This is a genomic window from Okeania sp. SIO3I5 (genome assembly GCF_010672085.1).
Lineage (GTDB): Bacteria > Cyanobacteriota > Cyanobacteriia > Cyanobacteriales > Microcoleaceae > Trichodesmium.
Map to the genome: position 1 here is coordinate 1 of NZ_JAAHHT010000020.1, position 16,521 is coordinate 16,521.

Below are 16,521 nucleotides of genomic sequence, written 5' to 3' on the forward strand. Positions count from 1 at the left end.
TAGTCTTAGATTCATCATCAGTAATTGTCAAGAGCTAACTCTTTCTTAGCTATATTGAAAATATCTATAAACAAATATTAAGTAGGGAACAGGGAACAGGGAACAGGCATGAAAAACATTTCCTAGTCTTAGATTCATCATCAGTAATTGTCAAGAGCTAACTCTTTCTTAGCTATATTAAAAATATCTACAAACAAATATTAAGTAATGTTAAAAGGTGAAGTATTGGTTGGAAAAGCTGAAAATTTAATGTTTTTCTATGCTGAATAATTTTAGTATTTTTAATAGTATGAATATTCCGATTCCAGAGGGTACTCAGTTGATTAAAATTGGTAGTCAAGCAACTGAATTTGGTATTAATAATTTACAGTTGACATTACAAACAGAGGGAATTTTTGCCGGATCTAGTATTGATGGTTTCTTTTAGTCAAATACAGTAGACCTCTCCGAAAAAGAGGGAGTAGTGGGAAATAATTGATGATTTATACACGATAATTGATTTGATTTTTGATGATCGGAGATGTCTAGTAAATTTAATTGGGAAACCAAGGTCCGACTATTTGTTTACCTTGTTTTTCTATTGCTGCTAATTCTAAGTTGAATTGTAAAATCTTTTCCAAAATATTGTCATTCTTATTAAATTTATATGCTTGTATTACTAACTCATCTAGTTGAGCGTGAAGTTTAAATAGTTGACTGGTAGATTCGGTAAAAAATTGGTTATAAAGTTGAGTTATTCCCCACTGTTTTTGTTTCATTTGTTCTGTCCGGGATTGGTGTAATTGTTGGGTGGTTTGGCGAATTTCCTGAACTAATTTTTGACTAGGGTTTTGAGGAAATGGGAAAGTTTCAAAACAGGTATTATGAGTGTAGGGAATATCCCCTTTAAGAGTTGAACTTTTAGCCTGAATCCAGAGACGATGAATTTTTGATGTAAGTATGCCAAGAATATAGAAATCATCTGAAGCAACAACAACATTTAAGTCTCCAGGTAGCCATTTAATAGGTACTTGTAAAAAGACTGCCCATTTAGAAACTCTTGGCACTGTAAAATAATATGATAAAGGAGCGATCGCTTTTCTCATTGCTGGACGAGAACGCAAAAACTGCCACCAATAATTCCTAGCTCTACTATCTCTATTGTTATCTCTTTCTGGCTTGACTGTAGTTTTAATATATTCAAAAGGTAAACTATAATTACTAGCATCTTCTAAACTCATATCATTAAAATCAATAATCCATCTTTCAGGTTTACCTAATGGATTTTGAGCTAAATTTTTACCCATAGAAAATAGTTTCAAAATATCTTGATTTTTAGCATCAGCTTCAATCCATTTTTTTACTAATTCCTCAGTAATAATAAAACCATTACCTACAGGAATTACCCCTTGAAAACATTGATTTTTATTAGCCTTTAACTTAACTGCTCCAGAAACATCTATAGTTGAAGTTAACGATGAATTAATCTGACTAACTTTTTGATTATCCAAATAGTAATATTCTGGTTTTTGCCTACTCCAATTAACAATACTAACATGAACTTTTGCTTCCCCAGACCAAGGTTGAGTCGAAATAGCTTCATGGATATAACCACCATTTTGAGTAATAAAATCTAGAGATGCGACTCTACTTTTTCCCTGACTAACTGAATTTGTTCCTACTAACCCAGCTCTACCATTTTCTCCTAAATATTCGTGAGCTAGTCGATACCAATAACAGCAAAAATCCACAGAATCTTTCACATCAGAAAACTGTTCAAAAACTCTATCAACATACTCATCTCCAACAGCTAATCTGATATGTTTTCCACCTAAAAAAGGAGGGTTGCCAATAATAGCATTGGCTTCCGGCCATTTACTAAATAAAGCATCTTGACAAATAATATTTTGATCAAGAGTATCCAAAGGTAAAGCAGTTTCAGTTAACCCAAATTTATCAATAGCAACTTTCCGAGCAATCATTAAAGTTACTCTCGCCAATTCCACAGCAAATTGATTAGTATCTATTCCATAAAATTGTATTGGAGTAACAAAACTAATCTCCATTTGTTGCCTTTCTGAACGGCGACGACTAGCAATTTTTTCCAACAATAATTGTTCGATTCTTTTCAACTCTTGATAAGCAATATAAAGAAAATTTCCCGAACCACAAGCAGGATCTAAAACTCGATAACCTTGTAATTCAAGCTGCAATTTATTTAATTCTTTAATAGTAGTCGCTGATTCAATTTTTTCCTCCCAAAATTTACTAATAGTCGGTCTGACAATTTTCATTATGTCAACTTCAGAAGTGAAATGAATTCCATAACTATGACGTTTTTCTTTATCGGTTGCTGCTTCAAATATGTTGCCAAAAATTGCCGGGCGAATTTGACTCCAATTTTGCCTACCACAAGCTTCTAAAATAGTCAATTCCGATTTTGTTAACTCTATCGGATGAATATCAGAAAATAAACCTCCATTAAAATAATCGGTGGTGGTGCTGAGGAATGGTAGAGAGAGTGTGGGAGGTGTGGGAGGTGTGGGAGGTGTGGGAAGTTGGTTCGTGTGGGAAGAAATTACAAAACTTATGTATCTTCGCCATTCCTCAGCAGGACTACCAAATAATCTACTCCCTCATAACGTCCAGTAGGTGTAATTCCAGACTGATTCATTTCACGAAATAATCCACCAAGAATGTCATAAGAATTGCCACCTTTTAAGCAGTCTTGAACACAAGAAATCAACAAATTTTCGGGTAACATTCCTCTATCAGCAGCGAACATTGCTAAAACACATTGCAATACAAACCTTTGAGCGTCAAACTGATTAAATAATTGTTGTTTTTTACCTCTTTCTTGAAGTTCTTGAAAAAGCTGCCCCATCCGTTTTGCTGCTGTTTCTGTTACTTAGACTTGGTTATTTATAAATACTGGTTGCCTGTTGGCTATTTCCATGAAGGTAAAAGCACCAGAACGTTGAGGTATTTGTGTCAATGGGATGCAGTCTACTGGAGTATATAATTGAGTGTTGAAGTCAAAAATCCAAAATTCGTTAAAGTTGCAAAGTATGACATATTTGGGGCGATCAGGAATTAAGCGTATCCAATAATCAAATGCTTGGGAATAGTATTTATTTAAGTCTTCTCCACGTTTTTTCATTTCTATTAAAACCCGTGGTTTCCAGACTAAATCAGCAAAACCTGTATTACCTTTTTTACTGCCTTTTTTAACTCTTTGTTCGTAGGTAGCTCCTGCTTCTATTGCTCCCTGATGTCCGAATGCTTGAAAAAAGCGGTCTAAAAATATTTGTGCTTCTCCTTTTTCGTTTCCAGTGATGTGTTGTTGACAGAAAATGACAAAATTGTGGAGGTTTTCGGTAGAAGCTGACATCATCGTTATTCCTCTTTTCTTTTTTAAAGCTCTAAATTAGGTTGAAATATTTTACGGGGAGTTTGGTCTCCAAACCTTACCAAAAAAGGGATTTGGAAACCAAACCCCTACAGCTTTTTTCACAAATCATTTCTGATGGCTATACAACATCTAATCCGTATATCCGTGGCCAAATCTGTGTGTGCCCCATTTTCCCAACCTTACCAAAAAAGGGATTTGGAAACCAAACCCCTACAGTTGTTTTCACAAATCATTTCTGATGGCTATACAACATCTAATCCATCTAATCCGTACATCCGTGGCCAAATCTGTGTGTGCCCCATTCTCCCAGTCCTAATATTCTAACAAACAAAAAAAACCTCCACCAAAAAAAGGTAGGAGGTTCAATCTAATTAATCTACTAAACTAGAGTTCAGCTAATCTCTAAAAGTTAACCAAACTTACCAGCAGTCGAGGCTATCAAGAACGCCGCGTAAGTCAGGACAAAGCCCACCGTAAAGTGAGCTAAACCTACCACACGAGCTTGAACGATAGAAAGAGCAACAGGCTTATCTTTCCAGCGAACTAAGTTAGCTAGAGGAGTACGCTCATGTGCCCAAACAATAGTTTCAATCAACTCTTGCCAGTAACCACGCCAAGAGATGAGGAACATGAAACCAGTTGCCCAAACTAGGTGTGCAAATAAGAACATCCAAGCCCAAACAGACAAGTTATTTACTCCATAAGGGTTATAACCGTTAATTAATGGAGCAGAGTTTAGCCACAGATAATCGCGGAACCAACCCATTAAATGAGTCGAAGATTGATTGAACTGAGCTAAGTTACCTTGCCATACAGACAAGTTTTTCCAGTGCCAGTAGAATGTTGCCCAAGCAATGGTGTTTAACATCCAGAACATAGATAGGTAGAAGGCATCCCAAGCAGAGATATCACAAGTACCACCACGACCAGGACCATCGCAAGGGAATGCGTATCCAAAGTCTTTCTTGTCTGGCATTAACTTAGAACCACGAGCATCCAACGCACCTTTAACCAAAATCAAAGTAGTTGTATGCAAACCTAGAGCGATCGCATGGTGAACCAAGAAATCTCCAGGTCCAATAGTTAAGAACAGAGAGTTTGTACCACTATTGATAGCTTCTAACCAGTTTGGTAACCATACAGCACCAGCACTTGAAGCAAGACTATCAGAGTTAGACAACAGCACATCCATGCCGTATAAAGCCTTCCCGGAAGCAGCTTGAACGAACTGAGCAAATACTGGCTCAATCAAGATTTGCTTTTCAGGAGTGCCGAAAGCTACCACTACATCGTTATGGACGTAAAGACCTAGAGTATGGAAGCCTAAGAATAAAGAGACCCAGCTCAAGTGAGAGATGATTGCCTCTTTGTGCTGTAATACACGATCCAGCACATTGCCTTTGTTTTGCTCTGCATCATAATCCCGTACTAGGAAAATCGCACCGTGAGCAAATGCACCTACCATGATGAAACCAGCAATATACTGGTGATGGGTATAAAGTGCAGCCATTGTAGTGTAATCCTTTGCTATGAAAGCATAAGGAGGCAGAGCATACATATGCTGTGCTACTAAGGAAGTAATTACACCAAGAGAAGCTAGAGCTAAAGCTAACTGGAAGTGTAGAGAGTTGTTGAGAGTCTCATACAAACCTTGGTGAGGCAAGTTAAACTGACCTTGACTCTTTCCACCAACTAAGCCAGCTTTGGAATCCAGCATTTCTTTGATACTGTGACCAATTCCCCAGTTTGTCCGATACATGTGACCGGCGATGATGAAAATAACTGCGATCGCTAAGTGGTGATGAGCCATGTCAGTCAACCACAGGGACTCAGTTTGAGGATGGAAACCACCCAAGAAAGTCAAAATTGCCGTTCCCGCACCTTCGGAAGTACCAAACACATGGTTAGCAGTGTCAGGATTTTGAGCATAAACACCCCAATTTCCTGAAAAGAACGGGCCTAAACCTGCTGGATGAGGCAAAGTTGTCAGGAAGTTATCCCAACCAACGTGCTGTCCGCGAGATTCAGGAATTGCAACGTGAACCAAGTGACCAGTCCAAGCTAAGGAACTAACACCGAATAAACCTGACAAGTGGTGATTGAGGCGGGATTCAGCGTTTTTGAACCATTGTAGGCTAGGACGGAACTTGGGCTGGAGGTGTAACCAACCAGCAAAGAGCATTAAGGATGCTAATACCAAGAGGAATATAGAACCTTGATATAAGTCTCCATTTGTTCTCATGCCGATGGTGTACCACCAGTGGTAAACACCAGAGTATGCAATATTTACTGGACTAGAAGCTCCAGCTTGGGTAAAGGCATCTATAGCACCTTGACCGAATTGAGGGTCCCAAATCGCGTGAGCGATTGGACGTACATTCAGAGGATCTTTAATCCACTGTTCAAAGTTTCCTTGCCAGGCAACATGGAATAGGTTACCAGAAGTCCAGAGGAAAATGATTGCTAGATGGCCGAAGTGAGAAGCAAAAATCTTTTGGTAAAGATTTTCTTCTGTCATGCCATCGTGGGTTTCAAAATCATGGGCTGTAGCAATCCCATACCATATCCGACGGGTGGTTGGATCTTGTGCCAGGTCTTGGCTAAATTTTGGGAATTTTGTGGCCATAAATCTTTTATCTAAGTCTCGGAGATATTGTTAAGAGAATTTAGATTTTAGTGGGGTTTTCCCACCGTTAAATCGTAAACGTTACAACGGTAGTTGTATTAACCTCACCGGTAACAGCTCTGTGCTTCAATAGCTCGCTAATATTTGAGCTTTCACAGACAGCAACCATGAGACCCACTGTCGTTTTGTATTAGCATTTCATAATCCGATATCCTTTGACAGATTAAGCTGGGGATTGAGGATAAGTCAACCCCCAAGGAAGAATCTTAAAATGCTATTACATTCTATCCTACTGCAATTATTCGACACAGGAAGAATGCCCAGGTTGTAGCGATTCCACCTAGGAGATAGTGAGCTACGCCCACTGCCCGACCTTGGGTGATGCTTAAAGCACGAGGCTGAATTGCTGGAGCAACCTTTAACTTATTATGAGCCCAAACAATAGACTCAATCAACTCTTGCCAGTAACCACGACCACTGAATAAGAACATTAAGCTAAATGCCCAAATAAAGTGTGCGCCTAGGAACAACAAACCGTAGGCAGACAGAGCTGAACCGTAGGATGTAATTACATTTGAAGCTTGCGCCCACAGGAAGTCACGCAACCAACCATTTATGGTTATTGCACTTTCTGCAAAGTTACCGTAGGTAATGTGGCTTACTGTACCATCTGAGGCTACTGTTCCCCAAACATCTGACTGCATCTTCCAGCTAAAGTGGAAAATTACAATTGACAGAGAATTATACATCCAGAATAGACCTAAGAACACATGGTCCCAACCAGAAACTTGACAAGTACCACCACGACCAGGACCGTCGCAAGGGAAACGGAAGCCTAATTCACTCTTATCTGGAATTAGACGAGAGCTACGAGCATACAGTACACCTTTGAGAAGAATCAAAGCTGTAACGTGGATTGTAAAGGCATGAATATGGTGAACCATAAAGTCCGCCGTACCCAATGTTATTGGCATCATTGCTACTTTGCCACCTACTGCTACTATGTCGCCACCAAAAACTGGGCTAACAGATGCTAAAGCATTAGGAGCAGTGTTGCCAGGAGCCAAAGCATGAAGATTTTGTACCCACTGAGCAAAGATTGGCTGCAATTGAATCGCACTATCAGAGAACATATCTTGGGGACGACCCAAAGCTCTCATTGTATCGTTGTGGACGTACAAACCGAAGCTATGGAAGCCTAGGAAAATACAAACCCAGTTCAGGTGAGAGATAATTGCATCGCGGTGACGAATAACTCTATCCAACACGTTGTTAACATTCTTGGCTGGATCGTAATCCCGCACCATGAAAATAGCACCATGAGCTCCAGCTCCCACAATCAGAAATCCTCCAATCCAAATATGGTGTGTGAATAGGGATAACTGAGTTGGGTAGTCAGTAGCAATATAAGGATATGGTGGCATTGCATACATATGATGCGCCACAATGATGCTGAGGGAACCCATCATTGCTAAGTTAATTGCTAACTGAGCATGCCAGGAAGTTGTTAAAGCTTCATATAGACCTTTATGACCTTGACCACCGATGAGAAGTGGATCTTTATGAGCTTCTAGGATTTCTTTCATGCTGTGACCAATACCCCAGTTTGTCCGGTACATATGGCCAGCAACAATGAATAATACAGCTAGTGCTAAGTGATGGTGAGCTGTATCAGATAACCATAAGCCACCAGTTACAGGGTTTAAACCACCTTTAAAGGTTAGGAAGTCAGAATACTCACCCCAGTTCAATGTAAAGAATGGAGTTAAGCCTTTGGCAAAACTAGGGTACAACTCTGCCATCAAGCTTTTATTAAAGAGAAACTCATGGGGTAGAGGAATATCCGCTGGTGCTACTCCAGAGTCTAACAACTTGTTAATAGGCAGAGAAACGTGAATCTGGTGACCTGCCCAAGACAAGCAACCTAAACCTAGTAAACCTGCTAAGTGGTGGTTCATCATTGATTCCACGTTCTGGAACCATTCCAACTTAGGTGCCTTCTTATGATAATGGAACCAACCTGCAAACATCATCAGTGCTGCCATTACTAAGCCACCGATCGCCGTGCAGTATAGTTGGTACTCATTGGTTATTCCAGAAGCACGCCATAGTTGGAATAATCCAGAGGTGATTTGGATTCCGTGGAAACCACCACCAACATCACCATTTAAAATTCCTTGGCCGACAATCGGCCAGACAACTTGAGCGCTTGGTTTAATTCCTGTAGGATCTGCTAACCAAGCTTCATAGTTGGAGAATTTAGCGCCATGAAAATATGCGCCACTTAACCAAACAAAGATTACGGCCAGGTGACCAAAGTGTGCGCTGAAGATTTTGCGCGATACATCTTCTAAATCTGAAGTATGACTATCAAAGTCGTGAGCGTCAGCATGAAGGTTCCAAATCCAGGTAGTGGTTTTTGGTCCTTTAGATAAAGAACGACTGAAGTGACCGGGTTTACCCCACTTTTCAAATGAAGTAGGTACGGGGTCAGTATCAACAGTTACTTTTACCTTGGCCTCGCGCTCTGGAGGACTTATGGTCATAAAGACTCTCCTCTCCCAAAGACAATTTACTAAATTATTGATGTTGTAAAGACTAATAAAAGTTGTAAAGAATTGTCAACATCCTTCACAAGTTTACAGCTTTTAACTGCTTTTTTCTGGAGTGCAACATCATACTCCTCGCTTTTACCAAAAATACATCATATTTTGGCAAAAATCTCACAAATACATAGATTTAATGTAAGTGTGAACTTCTTTAGGTGATTATAAGCTTGCTTAAGAACTTTAAGTTGTATGTTTACAATTATTAAAATTTCTTTATATGGCGTTTCATAATTATCACAACTATGTTATTAAAGTCAAGAAATATCGCCGAAAATATTACTATAGCGCTAGGCGCTAGGGAATAGGGAATAGGGAATAGTAAGCTGTCAAAGGGTTTTTCTTATAGGGAAATGCTCCGCAAACAGGATTTATAAATGTCCGCGCCCAATATTCGACTGCTATAAACTCAAGCTTGAACGCTTTGGAAAACTTGACTGTGGTCTATAAGGACATTTTTACATTTTCCTAAGCTATTGATGTCCATCTTCTTAGTCCTTAAAAATGCAAGGTCAATTTATTATCACCAGAGAAAAAAGTAGGAGAGGGTGGGGAGGTGTGGGAAGTGTGGGAGGTGTGGGAGGTGTGGGGAGTGTGGGAGGTGTGGGAAGTGTGGGAGGTGTGGGAGGTGTGGGAAGTGTGGGGAGTGTGGGGAGTGTTGGAGAAAAGTCCGCTTTTATTCATGCAACTTGCGTAACTTCAAAATGTAATATCAACTGCAAGTAGTCAGTAGTCGTAGGGGCGAATGGCCATTCGCCCGTACAGTAGTCAGTAGAGAATGATTCTAGCTAATCATCTGGCTCCATTGAGTCTTTATGCTTAATATTTTACTGGTGGATTTGACTTAACAGAAAGGTCAATGAATATGATTTATACAGTATAGATAATTACCAATCTCCCAAGGTTTATACTACTTTTAATGTTACAGCTTGACGTGCGGAATGTGGAGTATAAAAAATAAGTATCAAAAAAGTTGATAAACTTTGATTTGTGAGAGTGCGTTTCACAGTGAAGTTAGAAACCTATGGCATAGTTAAGAGTCTTGGTATTAGCTAATTCACTGATAAAATTATCATTAACAATAGAAAAAAACTTCAACTAGCTTGACAGAAGTCTCCCACTATTATAATTGCAAGATTGAGTAGGAAGAGAAATATCTGAACAAGCGACCCCTAATGGTTCGTCGAATGAAACCAAAGCTGCAAGTCTTTTGAGGTTTGCAGAATTGCGGTGGACGGCAGAATCAAGTCCACACTATATCGAAGATTAGTGTGCGGTAGTTGACTGTTAACTATCAATTTCTAGGAGTATCATCAGTGTTTGGCATAAATTTGCAGGCAAAATATCTCAGAAAAATTATCACATTCCTAATTACAGTAGTTTTAATATCTGGTTTAGTTAGTTGTAGCGATCGCCTCCCAGAATTATCAAAATTTGGTTCGGAAAAATCTGTAGCTACTTCTACTACTTCTAAAATATCTGAAGTTTCCCCACCAAAAATAATTCAACAATTGCGTCAAGCGATCGACATATACAAACCACAACTGGCAATACAAAGTCCGCAACCGGACCAAATATTTGAAGACAACGATATTAGTGTGCAACTTCAGGTCAAAGACTTACCTATATTCAAGTCAGATTTAGACTTAGGACCTTATGTAGAAGTAATCTTAGACGATCAACATTACACAAAAATCTATAACCTTGATGAATCGATTGTACTATCAGATTTAGAACCAGGTACTCATACTCTCAGAGTTTTTGCTTGTCGTCCGTGGGATGAAAGTTTTAAGAATGAAGGTGCTTACGCTCAAACTACGTTTCATATCTTTACCAAAACCGCAAATAATGATCCTGCTCCCGACTTACCATTGTTAACTTATAATAGTCCGGTAGGTAGCTATGGTGCAGAACCTATTATGATTGACTACTACCTAACTAATGCACCATTGCACTCGGTAGCGCGAGAAGATTCTGAAGATGAAATAGCTGATTGGGGTATTCGTGTTACTGTTAATGGAACCAGTTTTATTACCGATGGATGGGAACCAATATATTTACAAGGGTTTGATCCAGGAAAAAATTGGGTGAAGTTAGAATATATTGATGAATCGGGTAATCCAGTTAATAATGTTTATAACAATACTGTTCGCTTGATTACCTATAAACCAGATGGGGAAGATACTCTTAGTAAAATAATTCGAGGAGAAATTTCACTTAAAGAAGCACTTAGTATAGTTGATCGGGAATATATCTATGAGAAATCACAACCAGAAACTACTTCAGAAACAGAAGAAATTACTATTGATGAGGAATTAGAAGTTGATGAAACTTTGGTTGAACCAATATCGGAAGAAATTACTACTGATGAGGAGTTAGAAGTTGATGAAACTTTGGTTGAACCAATATCGGAAGAAATTACTACTGATGAGGAGTTAGAAGTTGATGAAACTTTGGTTGAACCAATATCGGAAGAAATTACTACTGATGAGGAATTAGAAGTTGATGAAACTTTGGTTGAACCAATATCGGAAGAAATTACTACTGATGAGGAGTTAGAAGTTGATGAAACTTTGGTTGAACCAATATCGGAAGAAATTACTACTGATGAGGAGTTAGAAGTTGATGAAATTTTGGTTGAACCAATATCGGAAGAAATTACTACTGATGAGGAGTTAGAAGTTGATGAAACTTTGGTTGAACCAACCCAAGCTATTGAATCTGAAAAAATACAAGCACTGAAAGAAAAAATTGAGATATCAACAAATTGGATTAAAAATAGATTTAAAGATATAAATCAACTCATTAACAAACTGACAGAACCAACTTCAGAAGAAAGTTTAAATGTTACAAAAGAATCTGAAACTGAAGACTCACTTGAGCAAAATGAGCTTTCTAATGTACTAGAAATAGTAGACGAATTACCTAGACAAGAGTCAGTCAAAGAAATGCCTCTGCCAGAAACTTCTAACCTAACTCCAAATTTAGAAGAAGTTACTGAATCAATGGAAGATTACTCTATTGATCAAAATGAAGATTATCAAGAAGAAACTACTATAGAATTAGAAGAAATAATGCCGGAAAAATCTAATGTTGTTGTGGATTTTGATGAACTAGAAAGTGATGATTCGGCATCAGATTTGACTCAAAAAATTGAACCTGAAAATATTCTTGATTCAGTAGAAGCAGAAGAAATAATGCCGGAAAAATCTGAACTTGTTGTGGAGTTTGATGAGCTAGAAAGTGATGATTTGACATCAGATGTTACTCAAAAAATTGAACCTGAAAATATTCTTGATTCAGCAGAAGCAGAAGAAATGATTCAGGAAAAATCTGAAGTTGTTGTGGAGTTTGATGAACTAGAAAGTGATGATTCGGCATCAGATGTTACTCAAAAAATTGAATCTGAAAATATTCTTGATTCAGTAGAAGCAGAAGAAATAATGCCGGAAAAATCTGAACTTGTTGTGGAGTTTGATGAACTAGAAAGTGATGATTCGGCATCAGATGTTACTCAAAAAATTGAATCTGAAAATATTCTTGATTCAGTAGAAGCAGAAGAAATAATGCCGGAAAAATCTGAACTTGTTGTGGATTTTGATGAACTAGAAAGTGATGATTCGGCATCAGATGTTACTCAAAAAATTGAATCTGAAAATATTCTTGATTCAGTAGAAGCAGAAGAAATAATGCCGGAAAAATCTGAACTTGTTGTGGATTTTGATGAACTAGAAAGTGATGATTCGGCATCAGATGTTACTCAAAAAATTGAATCTGAAAATATTCTTGATTCAGTAGAAGCAGAAGAAATAATGCCGGAAAAATCTGAACTTGTTGTGGATTTTGATGAACTAGAAAGTGATGATTCGGCATCAGATGTTACTCAAAAAATTGAATCTGAAAATATTCTTGATTCAATTGATTGAGGAAACGGAGCAACAAGCAAACTTGAAAATACTTCCTCGCTTATTAGCGAAAGGTTTTTCTGTTGAAGAAATTACTGAAGTTTGAGAATTAGAGGTTGAGCAAGTGCGACAAGCTATTGCTAACTTGAATTAACTTAAATTGTAGGTTGGGTTGAGGCAACGAAACCCAACAAATTATTTGCCGTATTCCAAACTATATATCCTAGAAAAATTACTATAATAAGTCGTCAGGAGTTATATCAAATCTGCTTGCTTCAGAGTATTATAAGAAACCGGGTTTGTGGAAGGTCGATCTCAGTAAGTGTAGAACATTTAATACTTTCCCCGGTTTCTCTGCTTTTTTATACCGATACTACCGGATTTGATATTAGAAGCTATATTTGGTTATTGATAATAAATAAATTTGACAAAATAATAAGTAAATTTTACAAAACTAAAATTATTCTGATTCCTGAATTCTGACTCTAGACTCCTCTAATCAAGAATTAATGTTTAATTAATAGCCGAAATTAACTTAATAACGTTAAAGTTAGGCTGAGTCTGTTTATATAGACATTTAATCCTAATGTGAGGAATTAATATTTAATGCGAGTCCTATTAATTTACCCCTTATTTCCCAAATCTTTCTGGTCTTTTGAAAAAATTCTGGAACTGATAAATCGCAAAGTAATGCTACCTCCGTTAGGGTTAGTAACCGTAGCAGCAATCTTACCCCAGGAATGGGAATATAAATTAGTTGATAGAAATGTTAGGGCAGTCACAGAAGCAGAATGGGAATGGGCAGATTTAGTTATACTCTCGGCCATGATTGTCCAAAAAGAAGACTTTCATGACCAGATTCGAGAAGCAAAACGACGTCATAAATTAGTGGCCTGCGGAGGTCCATATCCGACAGCATTACCCCAGGAACAATTGGACAGTGGTGTAGATTTTCTGATTTTGGATGAAGGGGAAATTACTTTGCCAATGTTTATTGATGCTATTCAGCGTGGGGAAACTCACGGTATTTTCCGTGCAGATGGAAATAAACCGGATGTGACAACTACTCCTATTCCCAGATTTGATTTATTGGAAATGCAATATTATGAATCTATGTCGGTTCAGTTTTCCCGTGGTTGTCCGTTCCAATGTGAATTTTGCGATATTATTGTTTTGTATGGTCGTAAACCCCGTACAAAAACGCCAGCACAATTATTAGCTGAGTTAGATTGTTTATACGATTTAGGATGGCGTGGTTCTCTATTTATGGTGGATGACAACTTTATTGGCAACAAGCGTAATGTTAAGTTGTTGCTCAAAGAGTTAAAAGTTTGGCAAGCAGAACATCAATATCCATTTAAAATGACTACCGAAGCTTCCGTTAACTTAGCAGAAGATCCAGAATTAATGCAGTTAATGGTAGATTCTAATCTTAGAGCAGTATTTTTGGGAATAGAAACTCCTGATGAAGATAGTTTAGAGTTAACTCATAAATATCAAAATAATCGTAACCCTCTCAATGAAGCAGTAGAGAAAATTATTAAATCTGGTATCAGAGTAATGGCAGGGTTTATTATCGGTTTCGATGGAGAAAAACCAGGAGCAGGCGATCGCATTGTTAAATTTGTGGAAGAGACGACTATTCCCACTGCCATGTTTAGTATGTTGCAAGTCTTACCAAATACTGCACTTTGGCATCGTCTAAAAAAGGAAGGTCGCCTTTTAGATAAAGGTGCTAATATTAATCAAGTAACGCTGACAAATTTTATCCCCACCAGACCAATAGAAGATATTGCCAGGGAATATGTAAGTGCATTTTGGCAATTATATGACCAGGAAAAATTTTTAGATCGAACTTATCGGCATTTTCTTATAATGGGAAGTCCCACTGCTCAAGGTGTTGCAAAAATGCCAAGTTGGATGGAGTTGCGAGCGTTATTAATTATTTGCTGGCGACAGGGAATAAAACGGAAAACTCGTTGGAAGTTTTGGCATCATTTGTTTAGTATCAAAAAACATAATCCCAGTGTTTTGACAGCTTATATTAGTACCTCTGCTCATATCGAACATTTTTATGAGTATCGTCATATTGTCAAAGAGAATATTGAAGCGCAGTTAGCTCAATATTTAGCTGAGAATAAAAAGTTGAGTGTAATTAAAGAAGAAGTTAGAAGTCAGGAAGAGGAGGTTAAAGAAGAAGTAGCTTAATAGTAAGGGAGTGTGGGAAGGGTGGGGAGTGTGGGAAGGGTGGGGAGTGTGGGAAGATACGCAAGTTGGATTAATAAAAACTGAGACCAATTCACTTTAAGGATGTCGCAAATAGTTTCAAACTTTAACAGGACTTACGCAAAGAAACCCGGTTTCTACGGTAAATCATTGTTTTTGACAATAAACATCTACGAGAAACCGGGTTTCTGGGTTTGCCTGCGTAAATCCTGTTTAAATGTCAAATAACTGCCCGAAACTATTGTCTTGTCAAAGTTTTTAGTAGATAAAATCACGCCTTTTGACTTCAGTGAATTTGACTTCCATGAAACGGTATAGTTTTCCCTCCACACTTCCCAGACCTCCCACACTTCCCACACTTCCCACACTTTCCACACTTCCCACACTTCCCACACCTCCCACACTTTCCACACTTCCCACACTTCCCACACTTCCCAGACCTCCCACACCTCCCACACTTCCCACACCTCCCACACCTCCCACACTTCCCACACCTCCTAATTTCCTCTTTTATGTACCTGAGACATTTACATTTACGACAGTTTAGGAACTATCGAGACCAGGAAGTTAAATTTGATGCTGCCAAAACAATTTTGGTGGGAGATAATGCTCAGGGAAAATCTAATTTACTAGAGTCAGTAGAGTTACTTTCTACTCTTAAGTCTCATCGAGCAATTCGCGATCGCGACTTAATCCTAGATGGCAAACCAGCAGGTCAAATTAAAGCATCTTTAGAAAGACAATTGGGAAATATTGACTTGACTCTAACTCTGCGGAGTCAAGGTAAACGCACCGTCGCAGTTAATGGTGAAACTTTACGTCGCCATTTAGACTTTTTAAGTATTCTGAACGTGGTTCATTTTTCTAGTCTAGATTTAGATTTGGTCAGAGGTGGACCAGAAGTACGACGTAATTGGTTAGACCGACTTTTGGTGCAATTAGAACCTGTTTATGCTCATATTCTCCAACAGTATAATCAAGTTCTCCGTCAACGAAATGCTTTATTAAAGAAAATTCGTCAACAAAAGATCGCAGCAGAAACTACTGGTTCGTTATATTCTATTCCAACTGGGGAGTTAGCTTTGTGGGATGCTCAGTTGGCAACTACTGGAGCGCGAGTAATTCGGCGACGACAGCGACTTTTACAGCGGTTGGCACCTTTGGCGACTGAATGGCATCGTGCTATTAGTGGGAGTATAGAAGTTTTACAAATGGAATATTTAGCAAATGTCACTGTTGATAGTAAAGAGTTAATTCTTCAGGAGAGTTTGGAGGGAGTACGTCAAGCTTTTTTAGAGAAAATCAAAGCACGAGCGATCGCTGAACAATATCAAGGTACTACGGTAGTAGGTCCCCATCGGGATGATGTAACTTTTACTATTAATGATACTCCAGCGCGACAATATGGTTCTCAGGGGCAGCAGCGGACTTTGGTATTAGCTTTGAAATTAGCTGAATTGCAACTTATTGAGCAAGTGGTGAATGAACCGCCTTTGTTGTTGTTAGATGATGTTTTGGCAGAATTAGATTTGCATCGACAAAATCAATTGTTAGAAGCAATTACTAATCGTTTTCAAACTTTAATTACTACTACTCATTTGGGGTGTTTTGATGGGCAGTGGTTACAGGATACTCAAATTCTTTCGGTACAGTCGGGGAAGATTAGTTATTTCTTTGATTTTTAGGAAGTAGGAGAGTGTGGAAAGTTTGGCGAGTGTGGGAAGGGTGGGGAGATAAAGTATCCTTTTTCAATTTATTTCTAACCCT

Annotated in this window: 11 protein-coding genes and 1 pseudogene; 6 read left to right on the forward strand and 6 right to left on the reverse strand. The window is 38.3% G+C overall.

The window, feature by feature from the left end; genetic code table 11:
* The first annotated feature begins 289 nt into the window (after nucleotides 1–289).
* The gene (locus F6K40_RS07235; protein ID WP_293133445.1) at nucleotides 290–427 is read left to right on the forward strand and encodes a hypothetical protein; all 138 of its coding nucleotides are present in this window, start codon (nucleotides 290–292) and stop codon (nucleotides 425–427) included.
* A gap of 106 nt (nucleotides 428–533) precedes the next feature.
* Here the strand turns inward: F6K40_RS07235 and F6K40_RS07240 are convergent, their stop codons facing one another.
* Nucleotides 534–2,411: a class I SAM-dependent DNA methyltransferase gene (locus tag F6K40_RS07240; RefSeq protein WP_293133448.1), complete on the reverse strand. Its 1,878-nt coding sequence runs from the start codon at nucleotides 2,409–2,411 to the stop codon at nucleotides 534–536.
* 77 nt (nucleotides 2,412–2,488) lie between these two features.
* Between F6K40_RS07240 and F6K40_RS07245 the strand changes: the two genes are divergently transcribed.
* A complete protein-coding gene (locus F6K40_RS07245) occupies nucleotides 2,489–2,665 on the forward strand; it encodes a hypothetical protein (protein WP_293133451.1) in 177 nt (58 codons plus the stop codon).
* A 21-nt stretch (nucleotides 2,666–2,686) separates the two neighbouring features.
* Here the strand turns inward: F6K40_RS07245 and F6K40_RS40680 are convergent.
* The 4 genes and pseudogenes from F6K40_RS40680 to psaA form a co-directional block, all read right to left on the reverse strand.
* Nucleotides 2,687–2,863: pseudogene (locus F6K40_RS40680) on the reverse strand (hypothetical protein); the annotation flags it as partial.
* A gap of 24 nt (nucleotides 2,864–2,887) precedes the next feature.
* The gene (locus tag F6K40_RS07250; protein ID WP_293133454.1) at nucleotides 2,888–3,373 is read right to left on the reverse strand and encodes a type IIL restriction-modification enzyme MmeI; all 486 of its coding nucleotides are present in this window, start codon (nucleotides 3,371–3,373) and stop codon (nucleotides 2,888–2,890) included.
* Nucleotides 3,374–3,800: 427 nt separating this feature from the next.
* Complete coding sequence (gene psaB, locus F6K40_RS07255; protein WP_293133457.1) at nucleotides 3,801–6,017, reverse strand: photosystem I core protein PsaB; 2,217 nt, start codon at nucleotides 6,015–6,017, stop codon at nucleotides 3,801–3,803.
* A 284-nt stretch (nucleotides 6,018–6,301) separates the two neighbouring features.
* Nucleotides 6,302–8,563 carry a photosystem I core protein PsaA gene (gene psaA / locus F6K40_RS07260; RefSeq protein WP_293133460.1) on the reverse strand — a complete coding sequence of 754 codons (2,262 nt, stop codon included), beginning with the start codon at nucleotides 8,561–8,563 and terminating at the stop codon, nucleotides 6,302–6,304.
* Between the two features lie 618 nt (nucleotides 8,564–9,181).
* On the opposite strand from psaA, the gene F6K40_RS07265 reads away from it, so the two are divergent.
* The 3 genes from F6K40_RS07265 (at nucleotide 9,182) to F6K40_RS07275 (ending at nucleotide 14,736) form a co-directional block, all read left to right on the forward strand.
* Nucleotides 9,182–9,349, forward strand: coding sequence for a hypothetical protein (locus F6K40_RS07265; RefSeq protein ID WP_293133463.1), 168 nt, complete (start codon nucleotides 9,182–9,184; stop codon nucleotides 9,347–9,349).
* Between the two features lie 590 nt (nucleotides 9,350–9,939).
* Nucleotides 9,940–12,549: a hypothetical protein gene (locus tag F6K40_RS07270; RefSeq protein WP_293133466.1), complete on the forward strand. Its 2,610-nt coding sequence runs from the start codon at nucleotides 9,940–9,942 to the stop codon at nucleotides 12,547–12,549.
* Between the two features lie 585 nt (nucleotides 12,550–13,134).
* Nucleotides 13,135–14,736: a B12-binding domain-containing radical SAM protein gene (locus F6K40_RS07275; RefSeq protein WP_293133469.1), complete on the forward strand. Its 1,602-nt coding sequence runs from the start codon at nucleotides 13,135–13,137 to the stop codon at nucleotides 14,734–14,736.
* 188 nt (nucleotides 14,737–14,924) lie between these two features.
* Here F6K40_RS07275 and F6K40_RS07280 read toward each other — a convergent pair whose 3' ends face one another.
* Nucleotides 14,925–15,239, reverse strand: coding sequence for a hypothetical protein (locus F6K40_RS07280; RefSeq protein ID WP_293133472.1), 315 nt, complete (start codon nucleotides 15,237–15,239; stop codon nucleotides 14,925–14,927).
* Nucleotides 15,240–15,266: 27 nt separating this feature from the next.
* Between F6K40_RS07280 and recF the strand changes: the two genes are divergently transcribed.
* Nucleotides 15,267–16,439 carry a DNA replication/repair protein RecF gene (recF, locus tag F6K40_RS07285; protein WP_293133475.1) on the forward strand — a complete coding sequence of 391 codons (1,173 nt, stop codon included), beginning with the start codon at nucleotides 15,267–15,269 and terminating at the stop codon, nucleotides 16,437–16,439.
* The last annotated feature ends 82 nt before the right edge of the window (nucleotides 16,440–16,521 follow it).

Coding starts and splice junctions, on each gene's coding strand:
- F6K40_RS07235 (WP_293133445.1), top strand. CDS start 290: ATGAATATTCCGATTCCAGAGGGTACTCAGTTGATTAAAATTGGTAGT.
- F6K40_RS07245 (WP_293133451.1), top strand. CDS start 2,489: ATGGTAGAGAGAGTGTGGGAGGTGTGGGAGGTGTGGGAGGTGTGGGAA.
- F6K40_RS07250 (WP_293133454.1), bottom strand. CDS start 3,373: ATGATGTCAGCTTCTACCGAAAACCTCCACAATTTTGTCATTTTCTGT.
- psaB (WP_293133457.1), bottom strand. CDS start 6,017: ATGGCCACAAAATTCCCAAAATTTAGCCAAGACCTGGCACAAGATCCA.
- psaA (WP_293133460.1), bottom strand. CDS start 8,563: ATGACCATAAGTCCTCCAGAGCGCGAGGCCAAGGTAAAAGTAACTGTT.
- F6K40_RS07275 (WP_293133469.1), top strand. CDS start 13,135: ATGCGAGTCCTATTAATTTACCCCTTATTTCCCAAATCTTTCTGGTCT.
- recF (WP_293133475.1), top strand. CDS start 15,267: ATGTACCTGAGACATTTACATTTACGACAGTTTAGGAACTATCGAGAC.